This is a genomic window from Pseudocnuella soli (assembly GCF_004347775.1).
Lineage (GTDB): Bacteria > Bacteroidota > Bacteroidia > Chitinophagales > Chitinophagaceae > Flavisolibacter > Flavisolibacter aquaticus.
The window spans coordinates 3314471-3331152 of sequence record NZ_CP037755.1 but is presented as its reverse complement, the minus strand read 5'-3'; the positions used below and the strand labels follow the sequence as shown (position 1 = coordinate 3331152).

The 16682-nt window shown below is 49.0% G+C and carries 19 protein-coding genes; 15 read left to right on the top strand and 4 right to left on the bottom strand.

The genetic code is table 11. The features are described 5' to 3' along the window. Positions 1 to 145 precede the first annotated feature (145 nt). Positions 146 to 439, top strand: a complete 294-nt coding sequence (locus EPD17_RS13700; protein WP_132055059.1) for a hypothetical protein — start codon at positions 146 to 148, stop codon at positions 437 to 439. Further along, complete coding sequence (locus EPD17_RS13695; protein ID WP_132055057.1) at positions 436 to 1245, top strand: queuosine precursor transporter; 810 nt, start codon at positions 436 to 438, stop codon at positions 1243 to 1245. The genes EPD17_RS13700 and EPD17_RS13695 overlap by 4 nt, the downstream gene beginning before the upstream one ends. A 111-nt stretch (positions 1246 to 1356) precedes the next feature. On the opposite strand, the gene EPD17_RS13690 is transcribed toward EPD17_RS13695, so the two are convergent. Further along, complete coding sequence (locus EPD17_RS13690) at positions 1357 to 2403, bottom strand: nucleoid-associated protein (protein WP_132055055.1); 1047 nt, start codon at positions 2401 to 2403, stop codon at positions 1357 to 1359. A gap of 161 nt (positions 2404 to 2564) precedes the next feature. On the opposite strand from EPD17_RS13690, the gene EPD17_RS13685 reads away from it, so the two are divergent. The 8 genes from EPD17_RS13685 to EPD17_RS13650 all read left to right on the top strand — a co-directional run bounded on the left by EPD17_RS13685 (position 2565) and on the right by EPD17_RS13650 (position 9644). Further along, entirely contained in the window at positions 2565 to 4382 is a 1818-nt protein-coding gene (locus EPD17_RS13685) for a MutS-related protein (protein WP_132055053.1), read from the top strand. A gap of 105 nt (positions 4383 to 4487) precedes the next feature. Beyond that, the gene (locus EPD17_RS13680) at positions 4488 to 5558 is read left to right on the top strand and encodes a lactonase family protein (protein WP_165929616.1); all 1071 of its coding nucleotides are present in this window, start codon (positions 4488 to 4490) and stop codon (positions 5556 to 5558) included. A 104-nt stretch (positions 5559 to 5662) separates the two neighbouring features. Next, positions 5663 to 6196, top strand: coding sequence for a hypothetical protein (locus EPD17_RS13675; RefSeq protein WP_132055049.1), 534 nt, complete (start codon positions 5663 to 5665; stop codon positions 6194 to 6196). Positions 6197 to 6232: 36 nt separating this feature from the next. Further along, a complete protein-coding gene (locus EPD17_RS13670; protein ID WP_132055047.1) occupies positions 6233 to 6757 on the top strand; it encodes a hypothetical protein in 525 nt (174 codons plus the stop codon). Continuing rightward, a complete protein-coding gene (locus EPD17_RS13665; RefSeq protein ID WP_132055045.1) occupies positions 6754 to 7335 on the top strand; it encodes a hypothetical protein in 582 nt (193 codons plus the stop codon). The genes EPD17_RS13670 and EPD17_RS13665 overlap by 4 nt, the downstream gene beginning before the upstream one ends. 168 nt (positions 7336 to 7503) lie before the next feature. Next, a complete protein-coding gene (rpmI, locus tag EPD17_RS13660) occupies positions 7504 to 7701 on the top strand; it encodes a 50S ribosomal protein L35 (protein WP_114233781.1) in 198 nt (65 codons plus the stop codon). Positions 7702 to 7772: 71 nt separating this feature from the next. Further along, entirely contained in the window at positions 7773 to 8117 is a 345-nt protein-coding gene (rplT, locus tag EPD17_RS13655; protein ID WP_114233782.1) for a 50S ribosomal protein L20, read from the top strand. 126 nt (positions 8118 to 8243) lie between these two features. Continuing rightward, positions 8244 to 9644, top strand: coding sequence for a type III PLP-dependent enzyme domain-containing protein (locus EPD17_RS13650; RefSeq protein WP_132055044.1), 1401 nt, complete (start codon positions 8244 to 8246; stop codon positions 9642 to 9644). 55 nt (positions 9645 to 9699) lie between these two features. Here the strand turns inward: EPD17_RS13650 and EPD17_RS13645 are convergent, their stop codons facing one another. Further along, on the bottom strand, positions 9700 to 10152 hold the full coding sequence (locus EPD17_RS13645) for a hypothetical protein (RefSeq protein WP_132055042.1): 453 nt from the start codon (positions 10150 to 10152) through the stop codon (positions 9700 to 9702). A 60-nt stretch (positions 10153 to 10212) separates the two neighbouring features. On the opposite strand from EPD17_RS13645, the gene EPD17_RS13640 reads away from it, so the two are divergent. Further along, positions 10213 to 10713 (top strand): nuclear transport factor 2 family protein, encoded by a 501-nt coding sequence (locus tag EPD17_RS13640; RefSeq protein WP_132055040.1) that lies wholly within the window; start codon positions 10213 to 10215, stop codon positions 10711 to 10713. Positions 10714 to 10778: 65 nt separating this feature from the next. Here the strand turns inward: EPD17_RS13640 and EPD17_RS13635 are convergent, their stop codons facing one another. After that, positions 10779 to 12047: a hypothetical protein gene (locus EPD17_RS13635; RefSeq protein ID WP_132055038.1), complete on the bottom strand. Its 1269-nt coding sequence runs from the start codon at positions 12045 to 12047 to the stop codon at positions 10779 to 10781. Between the two features lie 192 nt (positions 12048 to 12239). Further along, a complete protein-coding gene (locus EPD17_RS13630) occupies positions 12240 to 12680 on the bottom strand; it encodes an Hsp20/alpha crystallin family protein (protein ID WP_132055036.1) in 441 nt (146 codons plus the stop codon). Positions 12681 to 12872: 192 nt separating this feature from the next. Here EPD17_RS13630 and EPD17_RS13625 point away from each other — a divergent pair, with 192 nt between their 5' ends. The 4 genes from EPD17_RS13625 to EPD17_RS13610 all read left to right on the top strand — a co-directional run bounded on the left by EPD17_RS13625 (position 12873) and on the right by EPD17_RS13610 (position 16578). Next, complete coding sequence (locus tag EPD17_RS13625; protein ID WP_114233787.1) at positions 12873 to 13289, top strand: BrxA/BrxB family bacilliredoxin; 417 nt, start codon at positions 12873 to 12875, stop codon at positions 13287 to 13289. A gap of 82 nt (positions 13290 to 13371) precedes the next feature. Beyond that, on the top strand, positions 13372 to 14535 hold the full coding sequence (locus EPD17_RS13620; protein ID WP_132055034.1) for a prolipoprotein diacylglyceryl transferase: 1164 nt from the start codon (positions 13372 to 13374) through the stop codon (positions 14533 to 14535). Between the two features lie 234 nt (positions 14536 to 14769). After that, on the top strand, positions 14770 to 15627 hold the full coding sequence (locus EPD17_RS13615; protein ID WP_073041057.1) for a sigma-70 family RNA polymerase sigma factor: 858 nt from the start codon (positions 14770 to 14772) through the stop codon (positions 15625 to 15627). A gap of 69 nt (positions 15628 to 15696) precedes the next feature. Continuing rightward, a complete protein-coding gene (locus EPD17_RS13610; protein ID WP_132055032.1) occupies positions 15697 to 16578 on the top strand; it encodes a DUF4249 domain-containing protein in 882 nt (293 codons plus the stop codon). Positions 16579 to 16682: the final 104 nt, after the last annotated feature.

Here is a 16682-nt window from a genome sequence, read left to right as displayed (position 1 = left end):
TCCGTTTTTTTAACCGGGCAAATTACGGTTATTTTACAGAGATAATGCTGCAGCGGACACAAATTACCGCCGGAGCGGCAGCGGCACAAAGGCGTTGGTCCATTCCTGCACGCTGGCTGCCGCCCCGAAAACCAACACACCTTTCATGCACCGGATTGCCCTTTTGGCCAAAGTCGCTTTTATCTGTAACCTATCTTTTTTGGCCTGCCTGTTTTTTCAGCGATGGGCGCCCGATGGCAAAAGCGTGATGGTGTCGATGCTGGCCATTCTCGGCCTGGTACTGGGCATGTGGATTATCAATCCGCTTTCAAATATTGCCAACGCAATTGTGTTGATGCGGCGCAAAACGTTGTTTCCCGCAGTGCCGCGCTGGCTGGCTGTTACCAACTTCTTCTTCCTGATCTTGCAAATCATTTATATATTTCGCACCTGGTTATGATCAAAGCACTGCTCAACGACAAGCCCGCCCGCCTGTTTCTTTATTTCGCTGCATTTTTTGTTGCCAATGCACTGATTGCAGAATGCATTGGCGGTAAAATATTTTCGCTGGAAGCCTTGCTGGGGCTGCCTCCGGCAAATTTTACGCTGTTGGGACAAAGCGGACTTTCGTTTAACCTTACCTGTGGGGTATTGCTGTGGCCGCTGGAGTTTGTGATGACCGACATTGTCAATGAATATTATGGCCCCAAAGCAGTGCGCCGCATTTCATATGTAGCGGTGGCGCTTATTTCCTATGCATTTGTGATGTTTTATATGGCCATCCATATTCCGGCTGCCGACTGGTGGGTGGGTTCCCGTGCAGCCGAAGGCATCCCCGATATGCAAATGGCGTTTGGCGGCGTATTTGGGCAGGGGCTATGGATCATTGTGGGCAGCCTCGTGGCCTTCCTCATCGGGCAGCTGGTTGATGTATATATTTTTCACCGCATCAAAAGGGTAACAGGTGAGAAAAAGGTGTGGCTGCGGGCCACCGGTTCCACCATGGTGTCTCAGTTTATTGATTCATTTGTAGTGTTGTTTATTGCATTTAAAATAGGCGCCAACTGGCCCATCGCGCAGGTGGTGGCCATTGGGTTGGTGAATTATGCATACAAATTTACCGTGGCCATTTTGCTTACACCGGTCATTTACTTGGCAGAAAAAAAGATCGAAAACTATCTCGGTACCGATGTGGCCCGCAGGATGAAACGCGCCGCCATGGGTCAGGACGAAGAACCTTACACGAATATTCCCGCAGCAGGATGAGGGGATTGACGATTTTAGATTTCGGATTTACGATTTAGGTGATTGCAGTAATACGAAAACTTCGGCTGTTTCGCACAATCGTAAATCGTAAATCCGAAATCCAAAATCCCGCTACGCTTCTTCCTGGTAATATATTTTATAAAACTTCCGGCCGTCGTCATCAATACCCCGTTCAATGAGGTCGGTGTTGCCGTGGATATATATGTGAAAGTTCTTATCGAGCTTGAGTACGCTTTTATAAATGCGGGTTTGTTTTTTTACCGCCTGCGGCGAAATGGAAAACGAATCGGAAATGTCCACCTCGTGCTGGCTTACATATTGCGAGCCAAAGGTGCGGAACGATTCAATATGGCCTTCGTCGGTAAATACTTCTTGCTGAAACTCGTTGATGTCGAATGCTTCCTTGTGCTTGAAGTATTCCAGCGATTTGTGCAGCAATTCTATCTGGTCTTTGCGTTCCAGCCCAAACTCTTCTTCCATCGGGCCGGTAATAAATTGCTTGGTCAGTGTGAGCAAATGGTTGGTGTGGTGGTATTCGGTCTTTTGCGCAGCCACACCCAAAAACTGTTCTTTCCAGTAAATGGCTTCCTCGCCGCGGCCCTGGTTGTCAAACAGCAGCACATCAAAACCATCATCGCCATTGTTGCTGATAATCAGGCAGCCCTTATCCATCTTGCCCAGTTCGGCGCCTTCTTCCATTTCCACCGCTACGGTTCCACCTTGCACGGCTGTTTGTAAAAACAACGCTTTGTTTTCTGTTTTAAACAAACCAATGGCTCGGTGCATGCGGCCTTCCACCGGCAGGCCTTCAAATATGCCGATGTACAGTTCGCCGGCTTTTACTTTCGGGTGGGTCGAACTTTCGTAAAGGTGGCGGGCAATAGCACCCGAGTTGGCCTCAAAATTTTCGCGGTTGGTAAACGTGTCCAGCACATACTGGTACACCTGGTTAAACTGCAACGAGTTGGGATGGTGAAAACGAAACCATTCCACCGCGTTGCTGAACCGGTTGAGAAATGATCCGCCGATGGCTTCCAGCGCTTCCTCGCTTAATTCCAGCGCAGCTTCCGAAATATGCAGGGGGTCCAGGTTGTTTTTACTGCCCACATAATGTACCATCAAATGTTTCAGGGCGGCGCTCTTCAGGTTCAGTTCCATCTTTTACCACACAGGTTTTAGCCGCGAAAATAAGCCGGGGAGGATAGGGCAGGAGCGATGTGGAGAAATATTGCGCTAGTCGTTCACCGCAGGTTAATGCCGCACTAAAATGGAATGGGGCGGCAGGGGCGCAAAAAACTTAGCACTTATCTTCGCCCGGTATGGCCCAAGATCCAGCGTCCGTTTATGCCGCCGAAAAAGCGCGGCATGCAGCAGCACTGCAACTTTTGCAACAAAAACACAACCGGCTGGGATGGCTGCGCCTGCTTACCCTTGCGGGTACGGCCATTGGTGCTTACCAGTTGTTTATGGCGGCCGGCGCATGGGCCTGGGTAGTTGTGTTGGGCGGCATTGCGCTTTTTTTGTGGGTCGTGTCGGTAGATGCGAACAACAACCGTAAACTCAATTTTGTAAAACAACTGCTCCACATTAATGAGGAGGAATTAAGGATCCTTGCGGGCCAGTTCAACCACCGCTCAACGGGCAGCCAGTTTGCACCGCAGGTGCACGATTACGCCGCCGACCTCGACCTGTTTGGCGCTTATTCGCTTTATCAATACATCAACCGGTGCAGCAGCGAGCAGGCCAATGCATTGCTGGCCAATAACCTGTTGGAGCCTCTGCCCGTTGATGAAATTTTGCTGCGCCAGCAAGCCGTGGAGGAGTGGGCGCCGCAACTTCAATGGCGACAGGAACTTCAGGCCATTGCGGCACTTTCGCCCATCACTACCAACACGCAGTTGCGCCTGGAACGTTGGCTGGCGCAAAAAGACGAATCGTTTACACACCCGGCCTGGAAATGGGTGGTGCCGGTCTATACTTTATTTGCCTGCGGCATAGCTGCTGCGGCCATTTTCGACCTTATTCCCGGTGCGCTTTTTTCCGCCATGCTGTTTTTATTCATCATCACTTCGTTTGCGTTGGGTAAAAAAGCCACTGCTACTTCGATGCAGTTGTCGGGAGTGGTGGCCGAAATGGAGAGCCTTGCCGGCATTTTGCAATGTCTGGAAAAGCCGACGTTTAAAAGCAGTTTGTTGCAACAGCTACAGGAAAGTATAACGAACGCCAATAGCACTGCATCAAAAGAAATACACGGGCTCAAGTCCATTCTCAACCGGTTCGACCTGCGGCTGAATGTGTTTCTTTTTATTTTCCTGAACGCGTTCCTGTTGTGGGATGTGCGGCAAATGATGGCGCTGCATCGCTGGCGTATGGGCAATAAAAATGCAGTGTCGAATTGGTTCTGGGCCATCACGCAAGCCGAAGTGTTGAACAGCCTTGCTGTATTGCGGTTCAATAAACCGACTTGGGTGCAGCCGCAATTTACTACGCCCTATTTCTATTTTGAGGCTACCGGTGTGGGGCACCCGCTTTTACCCGAAGACCAGCGGATAACTTCGGACTTCGAACTGAAAGGAACGGGCAAGATTGCCCTCATCACGGGTTCGAATATGGCGGGTAAAAGTACTTTTTTGCGTTCGTTGGGTGTGGCTGTGGTGCTGGCGCAAATGGGTGCCGTGGTGTGTGCCCGTTCGCTGCTACTGTCGCCGGTGCAACTGCTTTCATCGATGCGCATTGCCGATAACCTGGCGGAAAATACTTCCACTTTTTACGCTGAATTGAAAAAACTAAAAGTGATCATTGAAGCTGTGCGGGAAAAGCGGCCGGTGCTGGTGCTGCTGGACGAAATTTTGCGCGGCACCAATTCGCTGGACCGGCATACCGGTTCCAAGGCGCTAATCCAGCAACTGATCCGCGAGGAAAGCGTGGCCGTGCTGGCCACCCACGATGTGGAACTGGCCGCACTAGAACAGCAATACCCGCGAAGCATTGAAAATTATCACTTTGACGTGCAGGTTGCCGGCGAGGAGCTTTATTTTGATTATAAATTAAAAACGGGCATTTGCTCCAACCTAAATGCATCGGTGCTGATGCGCAAAATCGGCATTGAACTGGACGACGAAACACCACGGGCATAGCGCTTGTTGGTACGCACACTTTTACTAAAACAACTACCTTTCATCCCTATACTTATTTATATGCGTTGTCTGTTGCTGTTTTGCTGTTTACTTGTTAGTTCCTGTTTGTTTGCACAAAACCTTAAGCTGTTTGTGGGCACATACACCGGCACGGGTAGCAAAGGCATATACACATACCAATTCAATACAGTAACCGGAGTGTTAACGCAAATTGCGGCTACCGATAGCGGCACTGTAGCTAATCCATCATACCTGGCACTGGCCCCCAATGGCCGCTTTTTGTATGCGGCAAATGAAACCGGTGGCGCACAACCCGGCGGCATCAGTGCATTTGCGGTTGGCCAAGACGGAAGCCTTTCCTTTATCAATAAGACCATTACCGGCGGCGATCATCCTTGTTATGTAGCGGTGCACCCAGGTGGAAAATGGGCTGTGGCCGGAAACTACAGTGGTGGTAATTTTTCTGTTTTACCGCTTGCCGAAAACGGTGCGGTACAGCCTCTTTCGCATTTGGTGCAACACAGCGGCACTGGCCCCAACCGCGATCGGCAGGAAAAGCCGCATGTGCACATGACAAAGTTTACGCAGAACGGAAAACACCTGCTGGTGCCGGACCTGGGCACCGATAAGTTGAACGTGTATGAATTTAGCGTGACCGATTCCGTTGCGATCAAGCCGGCACCAGCGCCGTTCGTGAAAGCCGCGGCGGGTAGCGGTCCGCGCCACGTGGAGCTGCATCCCAATGGCAAATATGCCTACCTCATTGAGGAGTTGACGGGCACAATTGCGGTTTATGCTTTCGATAACGGCAACATGAAATTGGTGCAGCGCATCAGCAGTCACCCGAAAGGCTATGCGGGCACCATCGGCAGCGCCGATATTCATGTGTCGCCGGACGGTAAGCACCTCTATGCCTCGAACAGGGGAGACGCCAACAACATTGCCCAATTCATTATTGGACCTAGTGGAAAGCTTGTGTGGGTGGGCGCTACGCCCAGTGGCGGCCGTTCGCCACGCAATTTTACCTTAACTCCTGATGGAAAATTTTTGCTGGCAGCTAACCAGGAAAGCAACAATATTGTTGTGTTTAGCCGCAACGCAGCTACGGGAAAATTAACCCACACCGGTATCGAAGTATCGGTACCCAAGCCAGTGTGCCTGCTTTTTGCAAAATAATTAGGGCGCTTTTACAATCCATGTAGCAAAAAGCGCAGTTCAACCATTAGCTGCTTTCAAATTGGAGGCGCATTGTTCATTTTTGAGGTACTCAACACAAAAAAATGAACGATGCGCTTTCCCGTTTAATGGACCTGGTGGCAATGGGTGTATCGGTGGTTTCGGCCGCCGTGTTAACCGTAGCCTGGTACAAAAAGGCTGCAGGCCGGGTTCGGGCCGTTCCGCTGTTTTTTGTGTTGTTTGGCCCAGTGGCCGTTGTTGTGCACATGCTGATGCACCTCGTTGGCGTAGGCATTGCGGCCAGCCGCAAAATGGCTGCGGGTAGTTTTCAATACGATTTTCGATTTTACTCGCTGCTGCTGATGGCCGGCGTACTGCTTTATATTAGTCTGCGGCTGTTGCAACTTTCCAAGCCTGACTATTTAGTTGCTAAAACATTTCGGCAGCAAAGGCTGGCGGCCTGCGGCTGGCTGGTGCTGGTATCGGCGCCCACTATTCCATTCACGTTTATTGGCTCGCTGCCGGTGCAGGCGGTGCTTATACATTTAGTTGCTGCATATTTCGTGGTTAAAAAAACGGCGGACAGCGTGGCGACACCCATCACAAAAAAAGTTGCCACTGCCGCGGTTGCATCTTAAAAATTCCTCCTTCAAGTCATCACACAACCAAAACATATGAAAGAGTTCTTTTTCAAATACATCGACCTGGTCACCATCATCATTACGCTTGCATGGACCATTGGGGCTACCATTTTTGCGATAAAACGCGGTAGCAAAGGATTGCCGGTGGCCCTGGTGCCGCTGGTTTTCCTGGGCCCGGTGATGCTTATTTCCTGCATGTTTACGCACCTCGCTGAAATCAGTCTTCACGCTGTTGATTCTGATTTTACCGGCAAGTTTTCGCTGCGCTTTTATTTATACGCGTTGTACCTGATGCCGCTGGTGCTGGGCAATGCCGGCATTTATATGTACCGCGGCACGCTTCGTTTTTTGAGCGATGCTGCAACCAGCAAAAAAGAAGTATTGCAACCAGCAGGAATTATTGCACTGGTGCTTTTCCCGCTGCTGTGGCTTACACCGCTGGCCGCAATCATGTACATGGTAGTGGGCATTTCGGTGGCAGCCCTTTTTGTCGTACGCAAAAAGGAAAGCGCCGATTATGACCTGGACATGCTGACGCTGCAAGAAGCAACCGCTTGAAGATAATCATCCAAACACTAACGCATTATACCATGACACTGCAACATTTTTTCGAGGTCTTTTCCGGACCAACGGCCATCATTTCTTCCATCATCATCACCATCACACTTACCTGGGTCAAACGAAAATGCCGGCCAGACCGGGTTCGGGGGTTTTTTGCCGGCTTGCTGCTGTGGCCCGCAGTCGTGCTCATGTGTTTCATGGTCATGCATATTGGCCACAACAGCTACAATGCATTTGTTACCATCCGCGATGGAAAAGCGGTGTTTGCATTTTACCATTATGGCCTGGTGCTGTTTGGCGGCACCGTGGGCACACAGGCTTACTTTTTGGCAAGGCAGGTGCTGCGGCATGTTCGGGGCAACCAGCGGTTTAGCGGACGGGTGTATTTCAATATCCTCAGGATTGTAGCCACCACACTGCCCACATGGATCTTTACCGTCATTGGTATTATACCCACCATCCTCATGACCATTGCGCTGCTGGCTTCCCTTTTTACCCACCGCGCTGCTAAAAAAGCGGCGGCACCGGCTTCGGAAGAACTGCTGCGGGCACCTGCAGCACCGGTTTTGGGATAAATTTGATAAATAAGGGCCATTAAAGCGATTTGCATTTTCGCCCATTGCGTTTTATTTCCTACTTTTGCGGCCCATCTTTTAAAAAAGGGTGGGCATTTCCTGAAGTGGCTCCATAAGTCTTTCCCTGTGGAAAGCGCCTCAAAGGATCAACACAAACCGCATTTTGCAATGCCTAAGGTTAAAACAAACTCCAGCGCCAAGAAGCGCTTTAAGGTGACCGGTACCGGAAAGATCACCCACCAAAAGTCGTTCAAACGTCACATCCTCACCAAAAAATCAACCAAGCGTAAGCGTGGAATGCGCATCGACGGCGTTGTAGCCCAGTCGCACCAGGATTTTGTAATGCGCTTGCTGCGCCTGAAGTAAACTGCCGGCTTTTGGCCAGCAGCAGAAAACGACTTTGAACTTATTACTCTGAACTTTAAACTTATTTCCATATGCCTCGTTCCGTAAACGCGGTTGCCTCCAGGGCCCGCCGCAAAAGAATCTTAAAGCAAGCCAAAGGTTTTTATGGCAAGCGTAAAAATGTTTACACCGTTGCCAAAAACGTTGTAGAAAAAGGTATGACCTACAGCTATGTAGGCCGCAAACTGAAAAAGCGTGAATACCGTGCCCTTTGGATTGCCCGTATCAATGCCGCTGTACGTGCAGAAGGACTGACTTACTCTCAGTTCATCAACCTGCTGAATCAAAAAGGCATTACCCTGGACCGTAAGGTGCTGGCCGATCTGGCGATGAACAACCCCGAGTCGTTCAAAGCGCTGGTGGCACAGGTTAAGTAATGAACATTTAGTGCACAACTCATATAAGCCGTTCCGCATTTTTGCGGGGCGGCTTCTTTTTTGTATGGTGTAACTTTTACTTTTGCACAACTAATTTCTGTTCACTGAACTACCCATTTTTCCTCAATGAACAATACTTACTTAGGCCTCGTTGAACAAACCTTCAATTTTCCGCAGGAAGGCCTGGAGCTCAAGAGCGGGTATTTGCAATTCAATGGCCTCGACATCAAAGCTTTGATCGACAAGTATGGTACGCCCATGAAGTTGACGTATCTGCCCAAGATTGGCATGCAGATCAACAAAGCGAAGCAGATGTTTGCCAACGCTTTTAAAAAGCACAAATACGAAGGCCAGTATTTTTATAGTTATTGTACCAAAAGTTCGCACTTCTCTTTTATCGTTCAGGAAGCACTGAAGCACGATATACACCTGGAAACATCTTACGCTTACGACATTGAGATCATTAAAAACCTCTATGAAAAGCGCAAGATCACAAAGGACATTCATATTATTTGCAACGGGTTTAAGCAGAAAGGCTATACCCGCCGCATTGCGCAGCTCATAAACGGCGGCTTTAAAAATGTGATTCCTGTTTTGGACAACAAGGAGGAATTGCAGGCATATCGCCGGTCGGTGAAAGTGCCTTTTAAAGTGGGCATCCGCGTAGCTGCCGAAGAAGAGCCGACTTTTCCTTTTTATACTTCACGCCTGGGCATCCGTGCAAAAGACATCCTGGAATTTTACGTAGACAATATCGAAGGCTACGAAGACAAGTTCCAGCTGAAGATGCTGCACATTTTTTTGAACAAAGGCATAAAGGACGACATTTACTACTGGTCGGAATTGAACAAGGTAATCAACCTGTATTGCCAGTTAAAAAAGATCTGCCCTGAACTGGATTCGATCAACATAGGCGGCGGCTTTCCCATCAAGCACTCGCTGGGTTTTGAGTACGACTACCAGTTTATGATCAACGAAATTGTGGGCAACATCAAAGCTGCGTGCAAGCGCAACAAGGTGCCGATGCCGCATATTTTCACAGAATTTGGTTCGTACACCGTTGGCGAAAGCATGGCGCATATTTACAGCGTTATTGGCCAAAAAACACAGAACGAACGGGAGATCTGGTATATGATCGATTCGTCGTTCATTACCACGCTGCCCGATACCTGGGGCATTGGCGAAAAGTTTTTAATGCTGCCCATCAATAAATGGAATGAGGAGTACCAACGAGTCGTTCTAGGTGGCATCACCTGCGATAGCCACGACTATTACGATTCGGAGGAGCACATCAACGAAGTGTTTTTGCCGAAGGCAGTAGGTGAGGAGCCGCTATATGTTGGCTTTTTCCATACCGGTGCCTACCAGGACCAGATCAGCGGCTATGGCGGTATCAAGCATTGTCTCATTCCATCGCCCAAACACATTATTGTTGAATACGACAAAAACGGGAAGCTGGAAGATTGGGTTTATGCCAAGGAGCAAAGCGCACAAAGCATGCTGAAGATTTTAGGATACATCAAATAAAAAACTCCCGCCTGGTGCGGGAGTTTTTTTGTAAAAAGGGGTTGCGGTGCATCCGTTAATTGCCGCCTCGTAAAATTTCGCGGGCCCGTTTGGTATCCTGGCTGCCTTCGGCTTTACGCTGCGGTTGCGTAATCACACCGTTGTTGCCCAGGCTTGGCCGGCTGCCGTTGTTTACATTTGGACGTGGGTTGTTCACGCTAGGCCGAGTGTTGCCGCGGTAATACCCGCCCCGGTTGTACACCCTTGGGTTGGCCGGGTACCCGTAACCATAATTATCATAAGGCGAACCGTAGTTGCCATAAGGGCTCACCTGGTAATATCTTCCGGTAAATGGGTCACGCTCCACCACAATCACGCCGTTGTTGCCGTAGGGTGCCTGCCGATATGCCCGGCCACTGGGCGCATCTTCATAATACCCGCCGGCGCCTTCCTGCAATGTGGTACAGCCTACGGCAAATACCATCAACACAGCAATAACCGCCACCGATAAAAAATTGAAACGCTTCATTTTTTGATTGTTTTACTTTGAGGTGCAATACTTTAGCCAAATAATCTTAATAAAATGTGTATGCGTTATTTGCTGGTAATCTTAACATTTTGCACCCTCAGCGCCGGTGCACAAAGCGAAACAGACGCAGTAAAAGCCACTGTTAAACGCCTTTTTGATGGCATGCGTAAAGGCGACTCGGCGCTGCTCATGCAGGCATTTGCTCCCGGCGCCATTTTGCAGTCGGTTGGGCGTACAAGGGAAGGCGCCACCGTGGTGCGCACCGATTCGGTAGCAGCATTTGCCCGGCAAATTGGCACCCCGCACACCGAGGTATACGACGAACGAATCGAGTTTGGCGCTATACATATCGACGGCAATATGGCTTCGGTATGGACGCCCTACAAATTTTACCTAGGCGATAAATTCAGCCATTGCGGCGTCAATTCATTTCAACTGGTAAAACTGAATGGCGCCTGGAAAATCCAGTACCTCATCGACACCCGCCGGCGGGAGGGATGTGAGAAAGAGAAGTCGGAAGTCCGACGTCGGAAGTCGGAAGAAGGACAAGGAAGGCGATAATAGAAAAGGGAATGAGTTATCATTCCCTTTTTAATTTCTTCGGACATCCGACTTCGGACGTCGGTCTATCTCGTCTTCAACCGATATTTCTTATTCACTTTCGGGCTGTTGAAGTAGCGATTCAGTTCTTCTTCGGACAGGTCGTTGGTGATTTCGATGGGCACATCAATGAGTTGTACCTGAACGGCTTTCAGTTCGTCGCGCAGTTTGTTGGTTTTGCGGGTAATATCCCAGTCGCGTTCGCCCAACAGCATGTTGTCAGGGATGAGGTATTCCAGCCTTTTAATGGAAGAGCGGATTTGTGCCGCCTGGTTCTGATCCACGGTTTTATTAGGCACCGACGCTTCCTTAATGGGCACCATAGCTAGGCCGACACTTGGTAATATTTTACCGGTGCGCTGGGTTTCGGGGTTGGTAGCCGTACTCATGATAGTACCAGTCAGCGAGGTGGTGGTGGAGGTCAGGTCAAACGCAGTCCGGGTGTTTTTGGTTTTTTTCAAACGCTTGTCCAGCACCAGGAACGTGTACTTCAGGCGCAGGATATAAGTCTGGATATTTTTTACCACCTGGTCGTATTCCTGCTTGGCCAGTGGGTAGTTGAGCGCATTACGAATAATGAGCCGCACATTTGCCGTATCGCGGCTTTGGAAACGGGTGGTGCCGATAAAGCTCAGGGTTACCACGCGAACGCCGGCCGAGTCTTTATCTTTTACATAATCGTACGACGGCCGCCAGCGAAATTCATCGTCGCATTTTTTTACGTCATTGTAATCCGAAATAGCAGCCGATGGCAGCATGATGATGTTTTCGATGGGGAAAGAGCCGTTTTCACATAACACGCGGAATTTGATTTCCTCGCCTTCATCAACATACACGGTGCCGCTCACTGCAGGTTTGATTTGCGAAGGGATGATTTCGGTGCTGTAAAAAACAATGGAAAAACTGGTGTCAATTTTCTCGGCGGGATTCACCAGGTTTTGCACGCCAACATTTACTTTATAATTGACGTCGTATTTCAGTTTTCCCGACAAAAAATAAGATTTATCGGCGCGGAAATTCAGTGTGCCGTTGTCTTTGTTGATCCGCAAACCCACCGGCGAATTGCGCAGGTACCAAAAGTACTGCTCCGGGTTTTTGTTGATCTGCAACTGGTAGTTCAGGCTCGAATCAACATGGATGGTAAAGTACGGGTTGAGGTTGATGATCCGAAGCGTAGAATCGGGGTGGTACACCTGCATGGTATCCTGGTGCACCTGCACGGTATCTACATCCTGCGCCTGGGCCATATAGCCAAAACACAGGAAAATGGACGCTAAAAGTATTGTTTTCAACATGCTGGAACCGAATAAATATCCCTGCAATATTAGGCATTAACCTTTTACCAATAACCCGATGCAGGTAATAGGGTACAGGCAACGGCATGCTTCCCTACATAGCCTTGAATTTGCGGGCAGTATTTTTTAAAATAAAAAGCCCCTCGTGGAAACAAGGGGCGTAAACCAAAACCAACTGCTTATGAGAAAAAGTTATTGTATTGAGATTTGCTTCACAGGCTCTTTCACTTCCACTTTTTTTGGCAAGTTCAATACCAAAATTCCGTTGTGGTAGCGGGCCTCAATCTTTTCCGCGTCAATCGTTTCATCCAATGTAAAAGAACGCTTGAACGAACGCTGGCGAAACTCAGTGCGGATGAAGCCTTCCTGTTGTTTGTCTCCTTCCGCTTTGTGCGCTGCTGCAATGGTGAGCAGGTTCTTGTCCAGGTCGATTTTAAACGCTTCCTTTTCAAAACCGGGCGCTACCAACTGCAACTCGTAACCATTTTCCGTCTTCCGGATGTTTACCGGGGTGCTATGTCCATTTCCATTCGCGCCGTTCTTAAATAAAGACGGTGCAGGATAAAAAAAGTCATCGAGGATGTTGTTAAAACTTTGTTCAAAAGGCCGGTTTGCTAATTTGTAGGTTGTCATAGTATTTTCTGTTTAATGTTTACTTGTTTGCAGCCTTATTTTCAAATGACGTACCATTGCGTAAAACGCTGGTTTATATGACAGTTATGCAGTTTTTTAATGTTGTATGTGACAAAATGTTATGAATTGGCTTGCGCTTATTACAATAATGACAGTTCCTTACCTTTGCAGTACTAAAAACACAAATAATATATGTATCCAATAGAGATCGTACAACCAATGAAAGAGGAGCTGACCGAATACGGCTTCCAGGAATTATTGAACCGCGATGAAGTGGAGGCGCAACTGTCTAAGCCCGGCACTACGCTGGTTATGATCAACTCTGTTTGTGGTTGCTCTGCCGGCACGGCCCGCCCGGGTGTGCTGATGGCAGTGCACAACAGCGAGAAAAAGCCCGACTTCCTCACTACTTCGTTTGCAGGTTTTGATGTAGAAGCCATCCAGGCCATTCGCCAGCACCTGCTGCCTTACCCGCCGTCTTCACCGGCCATTGCCTTGTTTAAAGACGGGCAGCTGGTACATTTTGTAGAACGCCACATGATTGAAGGCCGTTCAGCACAAATGATTGCGCACAACCTTATTGGCGCATTTGAACAACACTGCAATTAATTGCTTTAATTTGAGGCCTCTCCATGTACTGGAGAGGCCTTTTTATATTCCGCAACACTGCCTTTTTCACCTAGTATTTTGCATGTATCCCAACCTTTACTACGCTTTTAAAGATCTTTTCGGACTGGAAATTGGCCCCCTGCGCTTTATTAACTCCTTTGGCTTTTTTGTGGCCATCGCCTTTTTCGTAGCGGCCGCGCTGCTTACGTCCGAGCTTAAAAGAAAAAGTAAGCTTGGTCTGCTGCAACCAACAGAAGATACCGTGACCGTTGGCGAGCCGGCCAGCACTACCGATTTGCTGCTCAATTTTTTACTGGGTTTTGTGTTGGGATATAAAATCCTGGGGATGTTTTTCCTGGGCCCCGAAATTACTGCCGATCCGCAGGCTTATATCTTTTCCGGCGCCGGCTCTTGGCCGCTGGGCTTGCTGCTAGGCGGCGTTTTTGCTTTTTTAAAATGGCGGGAAAAACAAAAAACACGGCTGGAAAAACCGGAAAAGCGAAAAGTGCGCCTTTGGCCGCAGGACCGGGTAGGAGAGATCACGCTGCTGGCCCTTGTGTTTGGCTTGTTGGGTGCCAAGCTGTTCGATATTTTTGAAAACTGGAGCGAGTTTTTAAAACGCCCCATGGATTTTATCCTGTCGGGCGGCGGACTTACTTTTTACGGCGGCCTTATTTGCGCCACCATTGCCATCATCATTTTTGCACGCAAACACAAAATTCCGCTGCGGCACCTGGCCGATAGCCTGGCGCCGGCGCTGATGATTGCCTATGCCATTGGCCGGATTGGCTGCCAGGTAGCCGGCGATGGCGATTGGGGCATTGCTAACACAGATCCTAATCCTTTTAGCTGGTTGCCCGACTGGGCGTGGAGCTATAATTATCCACATAATGTAAACGAAGTGGGCGTGCCTATTCCGGGCTGCGAAGGCCGGTACTGTGCCCAACTGCCGGTGGGTCATTACCCTACGCCTTTTTACGAAACGGTTGCCTGCACGTTGCTGTTTGGGTTGTTGTGGGCTTTCCGCAAAAGGCTCAAAACACCAGGCTCCCTGTTTGCTTTGTACCTGATCCTGAACGGGCTGGAGCGGTTTTTCATTGAAAAAATCAGGGTAAACAACCGCTTGAATTTCCTTGGCTTTCAGCCGACTCAAGCCGAGGTGATTTCTACCTGCCTGGTTATTATCGGTATCGGGTTGTGGATTTACCTGAGCAAAAAAAACGGCGTGCAGCCAGTTGCCCGATAAACTTGTCTTACGATAAATAGAAGTTTTTAACACGAAAAAGTGTTAAGCGCTATATTTCAAAATGCATAGTATAGTTTTTGTAGCCTTTTATATGGCTGATGGAATTAGAAAGTTTGGGTAAAAGATGTTACCTTTGCAGACTGATTTTTTTGAACAGCAGTTTTTTCTAGCGCTTGTTTCCAGCCACACGCAACATTTCATTCTGATTAACAATATAAACAACTCCGTTTTATTATGAGGCAGCTTAAAATTGCCACCCAGATCACGAACAGGGATTCCCAGGCCGTGGAGAAGTATCTGCAGGAAATTTCTAAAATTCCGATGATCACTCCCGAAGAGGAAACCACCCTGGCTCAGCGGATCAAAATGGGTGACCAAAGAGCTTTGGACAAACTGGTACAGGCGAACCTTCGCTTTGTGGTATCGGTTGCCAAGCAGTACCAGCACCAGGGTCTTTCGCTTTCCGATCTGATCAACGAAGGCAACCTGGGCCTGATCAAAGCTGCCCAACGCTTCGATGAAACCAAGGGTTTTAAATTCATTTCCTACGCCGTATGGTGGATCCGTCAATCCATTTTGCAGGCTTTGGCTGAGCAGGGCCGTCTGGTGCGCCTGCCCCAGAACAAAATTGGCACCTACAACAAAGCCAACAAAGCTTACATGGCTTTTGAGCAGGAGCACGAACGAGAGCCAAGCACCGAGGAACTGGCCGACATCCTGGAAATGAGTGAAACCGAGATCAACAATATCTTCCAAAGCAATACCCGCCACACCTCGCTGGATGCACCCGTGCACGAAGCCGAAGATGTAGCGATGGGCGATTTGCTGGAAGGCAGCGATGATACCGACGACGACGTGATGAAAGACTCGCTGCGTGCCGAAATTCGCCGGGTTTTGAAATCGCTCAGCCCCCGCGAAGCGGAAATTGTGAATGCTTATTTTGGCCTTGATGGCGAAAATGGCACCACCATCGAACAGATTGGCCAGAAATACGACCTGACCAAGGAACGCATCCGCCAGATTAAAGAGCGGGCCATCAAACGCCTGCAAAAAGCCCGGTACAGCAATGCACTGAAAGCTTACTTAGGATAAGTTTCCTGATATTTTTCCAAAGGCCCTGCAACAAATGTTGTGGGGCTTTTGTTTGTAATTTCACCCCGTATGCGCCGAATTCTCGCTTTTCTTTTTTTACTACTAATAGTTACCGGCTGCGAAAAAGCCGTGGACTTTGACCTCGAAGAAGCCGAGCCAAAACTGGTGGTGGAAGCGACCATTGAAAACGGGCAGGCGCCGGTAGTGGTCCTTTCGCGGTCTTCCAACTTTTTTGCGCAGATCAGTCCCGAGCTGCTGGCGCAAAGTTTTGTCCGCAATGCGGAAGTGTATGTTTCCAATGGCACATTGACCCACCGGCTCAAGGAATTTACGGTGCCCACCGGCAATGGCTATTCGCTCACTTTTTATACCAACGACCCGGCGCAACCGGCAACGGCTTTTGTAGGTGCATTGAAGACGGGCTATATGCTAAAAATAATTGCTGACGGCAATGAATACACCGCCCAAACCACTATTCCGGATACGACCCGCAGGCTGGATTCAATTTGGTGGAAACCGGTGCCCAATGCCGTTGATGACGAAGAAATATCGCTGTACATCCGGGCTACAGACCGCCCGGGTTTTGGCGATTATATCCGCTATTTTACCAAAAAGAACAGTGGAACATACCTACCGCCGTTTACATCAGTCTTCGATGATTTTATTATTGACGGCTCCACTTACGAGCTGGTAGTGGAACCCGGCTTTAACCGCAACATCGAACGCAACGACGAAGACTATTACTTTAAACGCGGCGATACCATCAGCTTAAAACTCGCCAACATCGACCGCGCCACCTACGATTTCTGGCGCACCATGGAGTACGGTTACAATTCGGTCGGCAATCCTTTTTCTACGCCTGTAAAAGTGCTCGGCAACATCAGCGGCGGCGCACTGGGTTATTTCGGTGGCTATGGCGTGCAGTATAAAACGGTGGTGGTACCGAAGTAGTTGGAAGACGGAAGACGGAAGTCCGACGACGATCTTTCAAGCATGTGATGTCCAGCGCTACTTAATTTTTGTTTAAACTAATGCAACTGCGTCGTCTTTCTTCC

Excerpts from the sequence above, each read along its gene's own strand:
- EPD17_RS13635 (WP_132055038.1), bottom strand. The coding sequence starts at position 12,047 with ATGTTGAAAACAATACTTTTAGCGTCCATTTTCCTGTGTTTTGGCTAT.
- EPD17_RS13675 (WP_132055049.1), top strand. The coding sequence starts at position 5,663 with ATGAACGATGCGCTTTCCCGTTTAATGGACCTGGTGGCAATGGGTGTA.
- EPD17_RS13645 (WP_132055042.1), bottom strand. The coding sequence starts at position 10,152 with ATGAAGCGTTTCAATTTTTTATCGGTGGCGGTTATTGCTGTGTTGATG.
- EPD17_RS13615 (WP_073041057.1), top strand. The coding sequence starts at position 14,770 with ATGAGGCAGCTTAAAATTGCCACCCAGATCACGAACAGGGATTCCCAG.
- EPD17_RS13630 (WP_132055036.1), bottom strand. The coding sequence starts at position 12,680 with ATGACAACCTACAAATTAGCAAACCGGCCTTTTGAACAAAGTTTTAAC.
- EPD17_RS13695 (WP_132055057.1), top strand. The coding sequence starts at position 436 with ATGATCAAAGCACTGCTCAACGACAAGCCCGCCCGCCTGTTTCTTTAT.
- EPD17_RS13690 (WP_132055055.1), bottom strand. The coding sequence starts at position 2,403 with ATGGAACTGAACCTGAAGAGCGCCGCCCTGAAACATTTGATGGTACAT.
- EPD17_RS13640 (WP_132055040.1), top strand. The coding sequence starts at position 10,213 with ATGCGTTATTTGCTGGTAATCTTAACATTTTGCACCCTCAGCGCCGGT.
- EPD17_RS13670 (WP_132055047.1), top strand. The coding sequence starts at position 6,233 with ATGAAAGAGTTCTTTTTCAAATACATCGACCTGGTCACCATCATCATT.
- EPD17_RS13685 (WP_132055053.1), top strand. The coding sequence starts at position 2,565 with ATGGCCCAAGATCCAGCGTCCGTTTATGCCGCCGAAAAAGCGCGGCAT.
- rplT (WP_114233782.1), top strand. The coding sequence starts at position 7,773 with ATGCCTCGTTCCGTAAACGCGGTTGCCTCCAGGGCCCGCCGCAAAAGA.
- rpmI (WP_114233781.1), top strand. The coding sequence starts at position 7,504 with ATGCCTAAGGTTAAAACAAACTCCAGCGCCAAGAAGCGCTTTAAGGTG.
- EPD17_RS13610 (WP_132055032.1), top strand. The coding sequence starts at position 15,697 with ATGCGCCGAATTCTCGCTTTTCTTTTTTTACTACTAATAGTTACCGGC.
- EPD17_RS13625 (WP_114233787.1), top strand. The coding sequence starts at position 12,873 with ATGTATCCAATAGAGATCGTACAACCAATGAAAGAGGAGCTGACCGAA.
- EPD17_RS13650 (WP_132055044.1), top strand. The coding sequence starts at position 8,244 with ATGAACAATACTTACTTAGGCCTCGTTGAACAAACCTTCAATTTTCCG.
- EPD17_RS13620 (WP_132055034.1), top strand. The coding sequence starts at position 13,372 with ATGTATCCCAACCTTTACTACGCTTTTAAAGATCTTTTCGGACTGGAA.
- EPD17_RS13700 (WP_132055059.1), top strand. The coding sequence starts at position 146 with ATGCACCGGATTGCCCTTTTGGCCAAAGTCGCTTTTATCTGTAACCTA.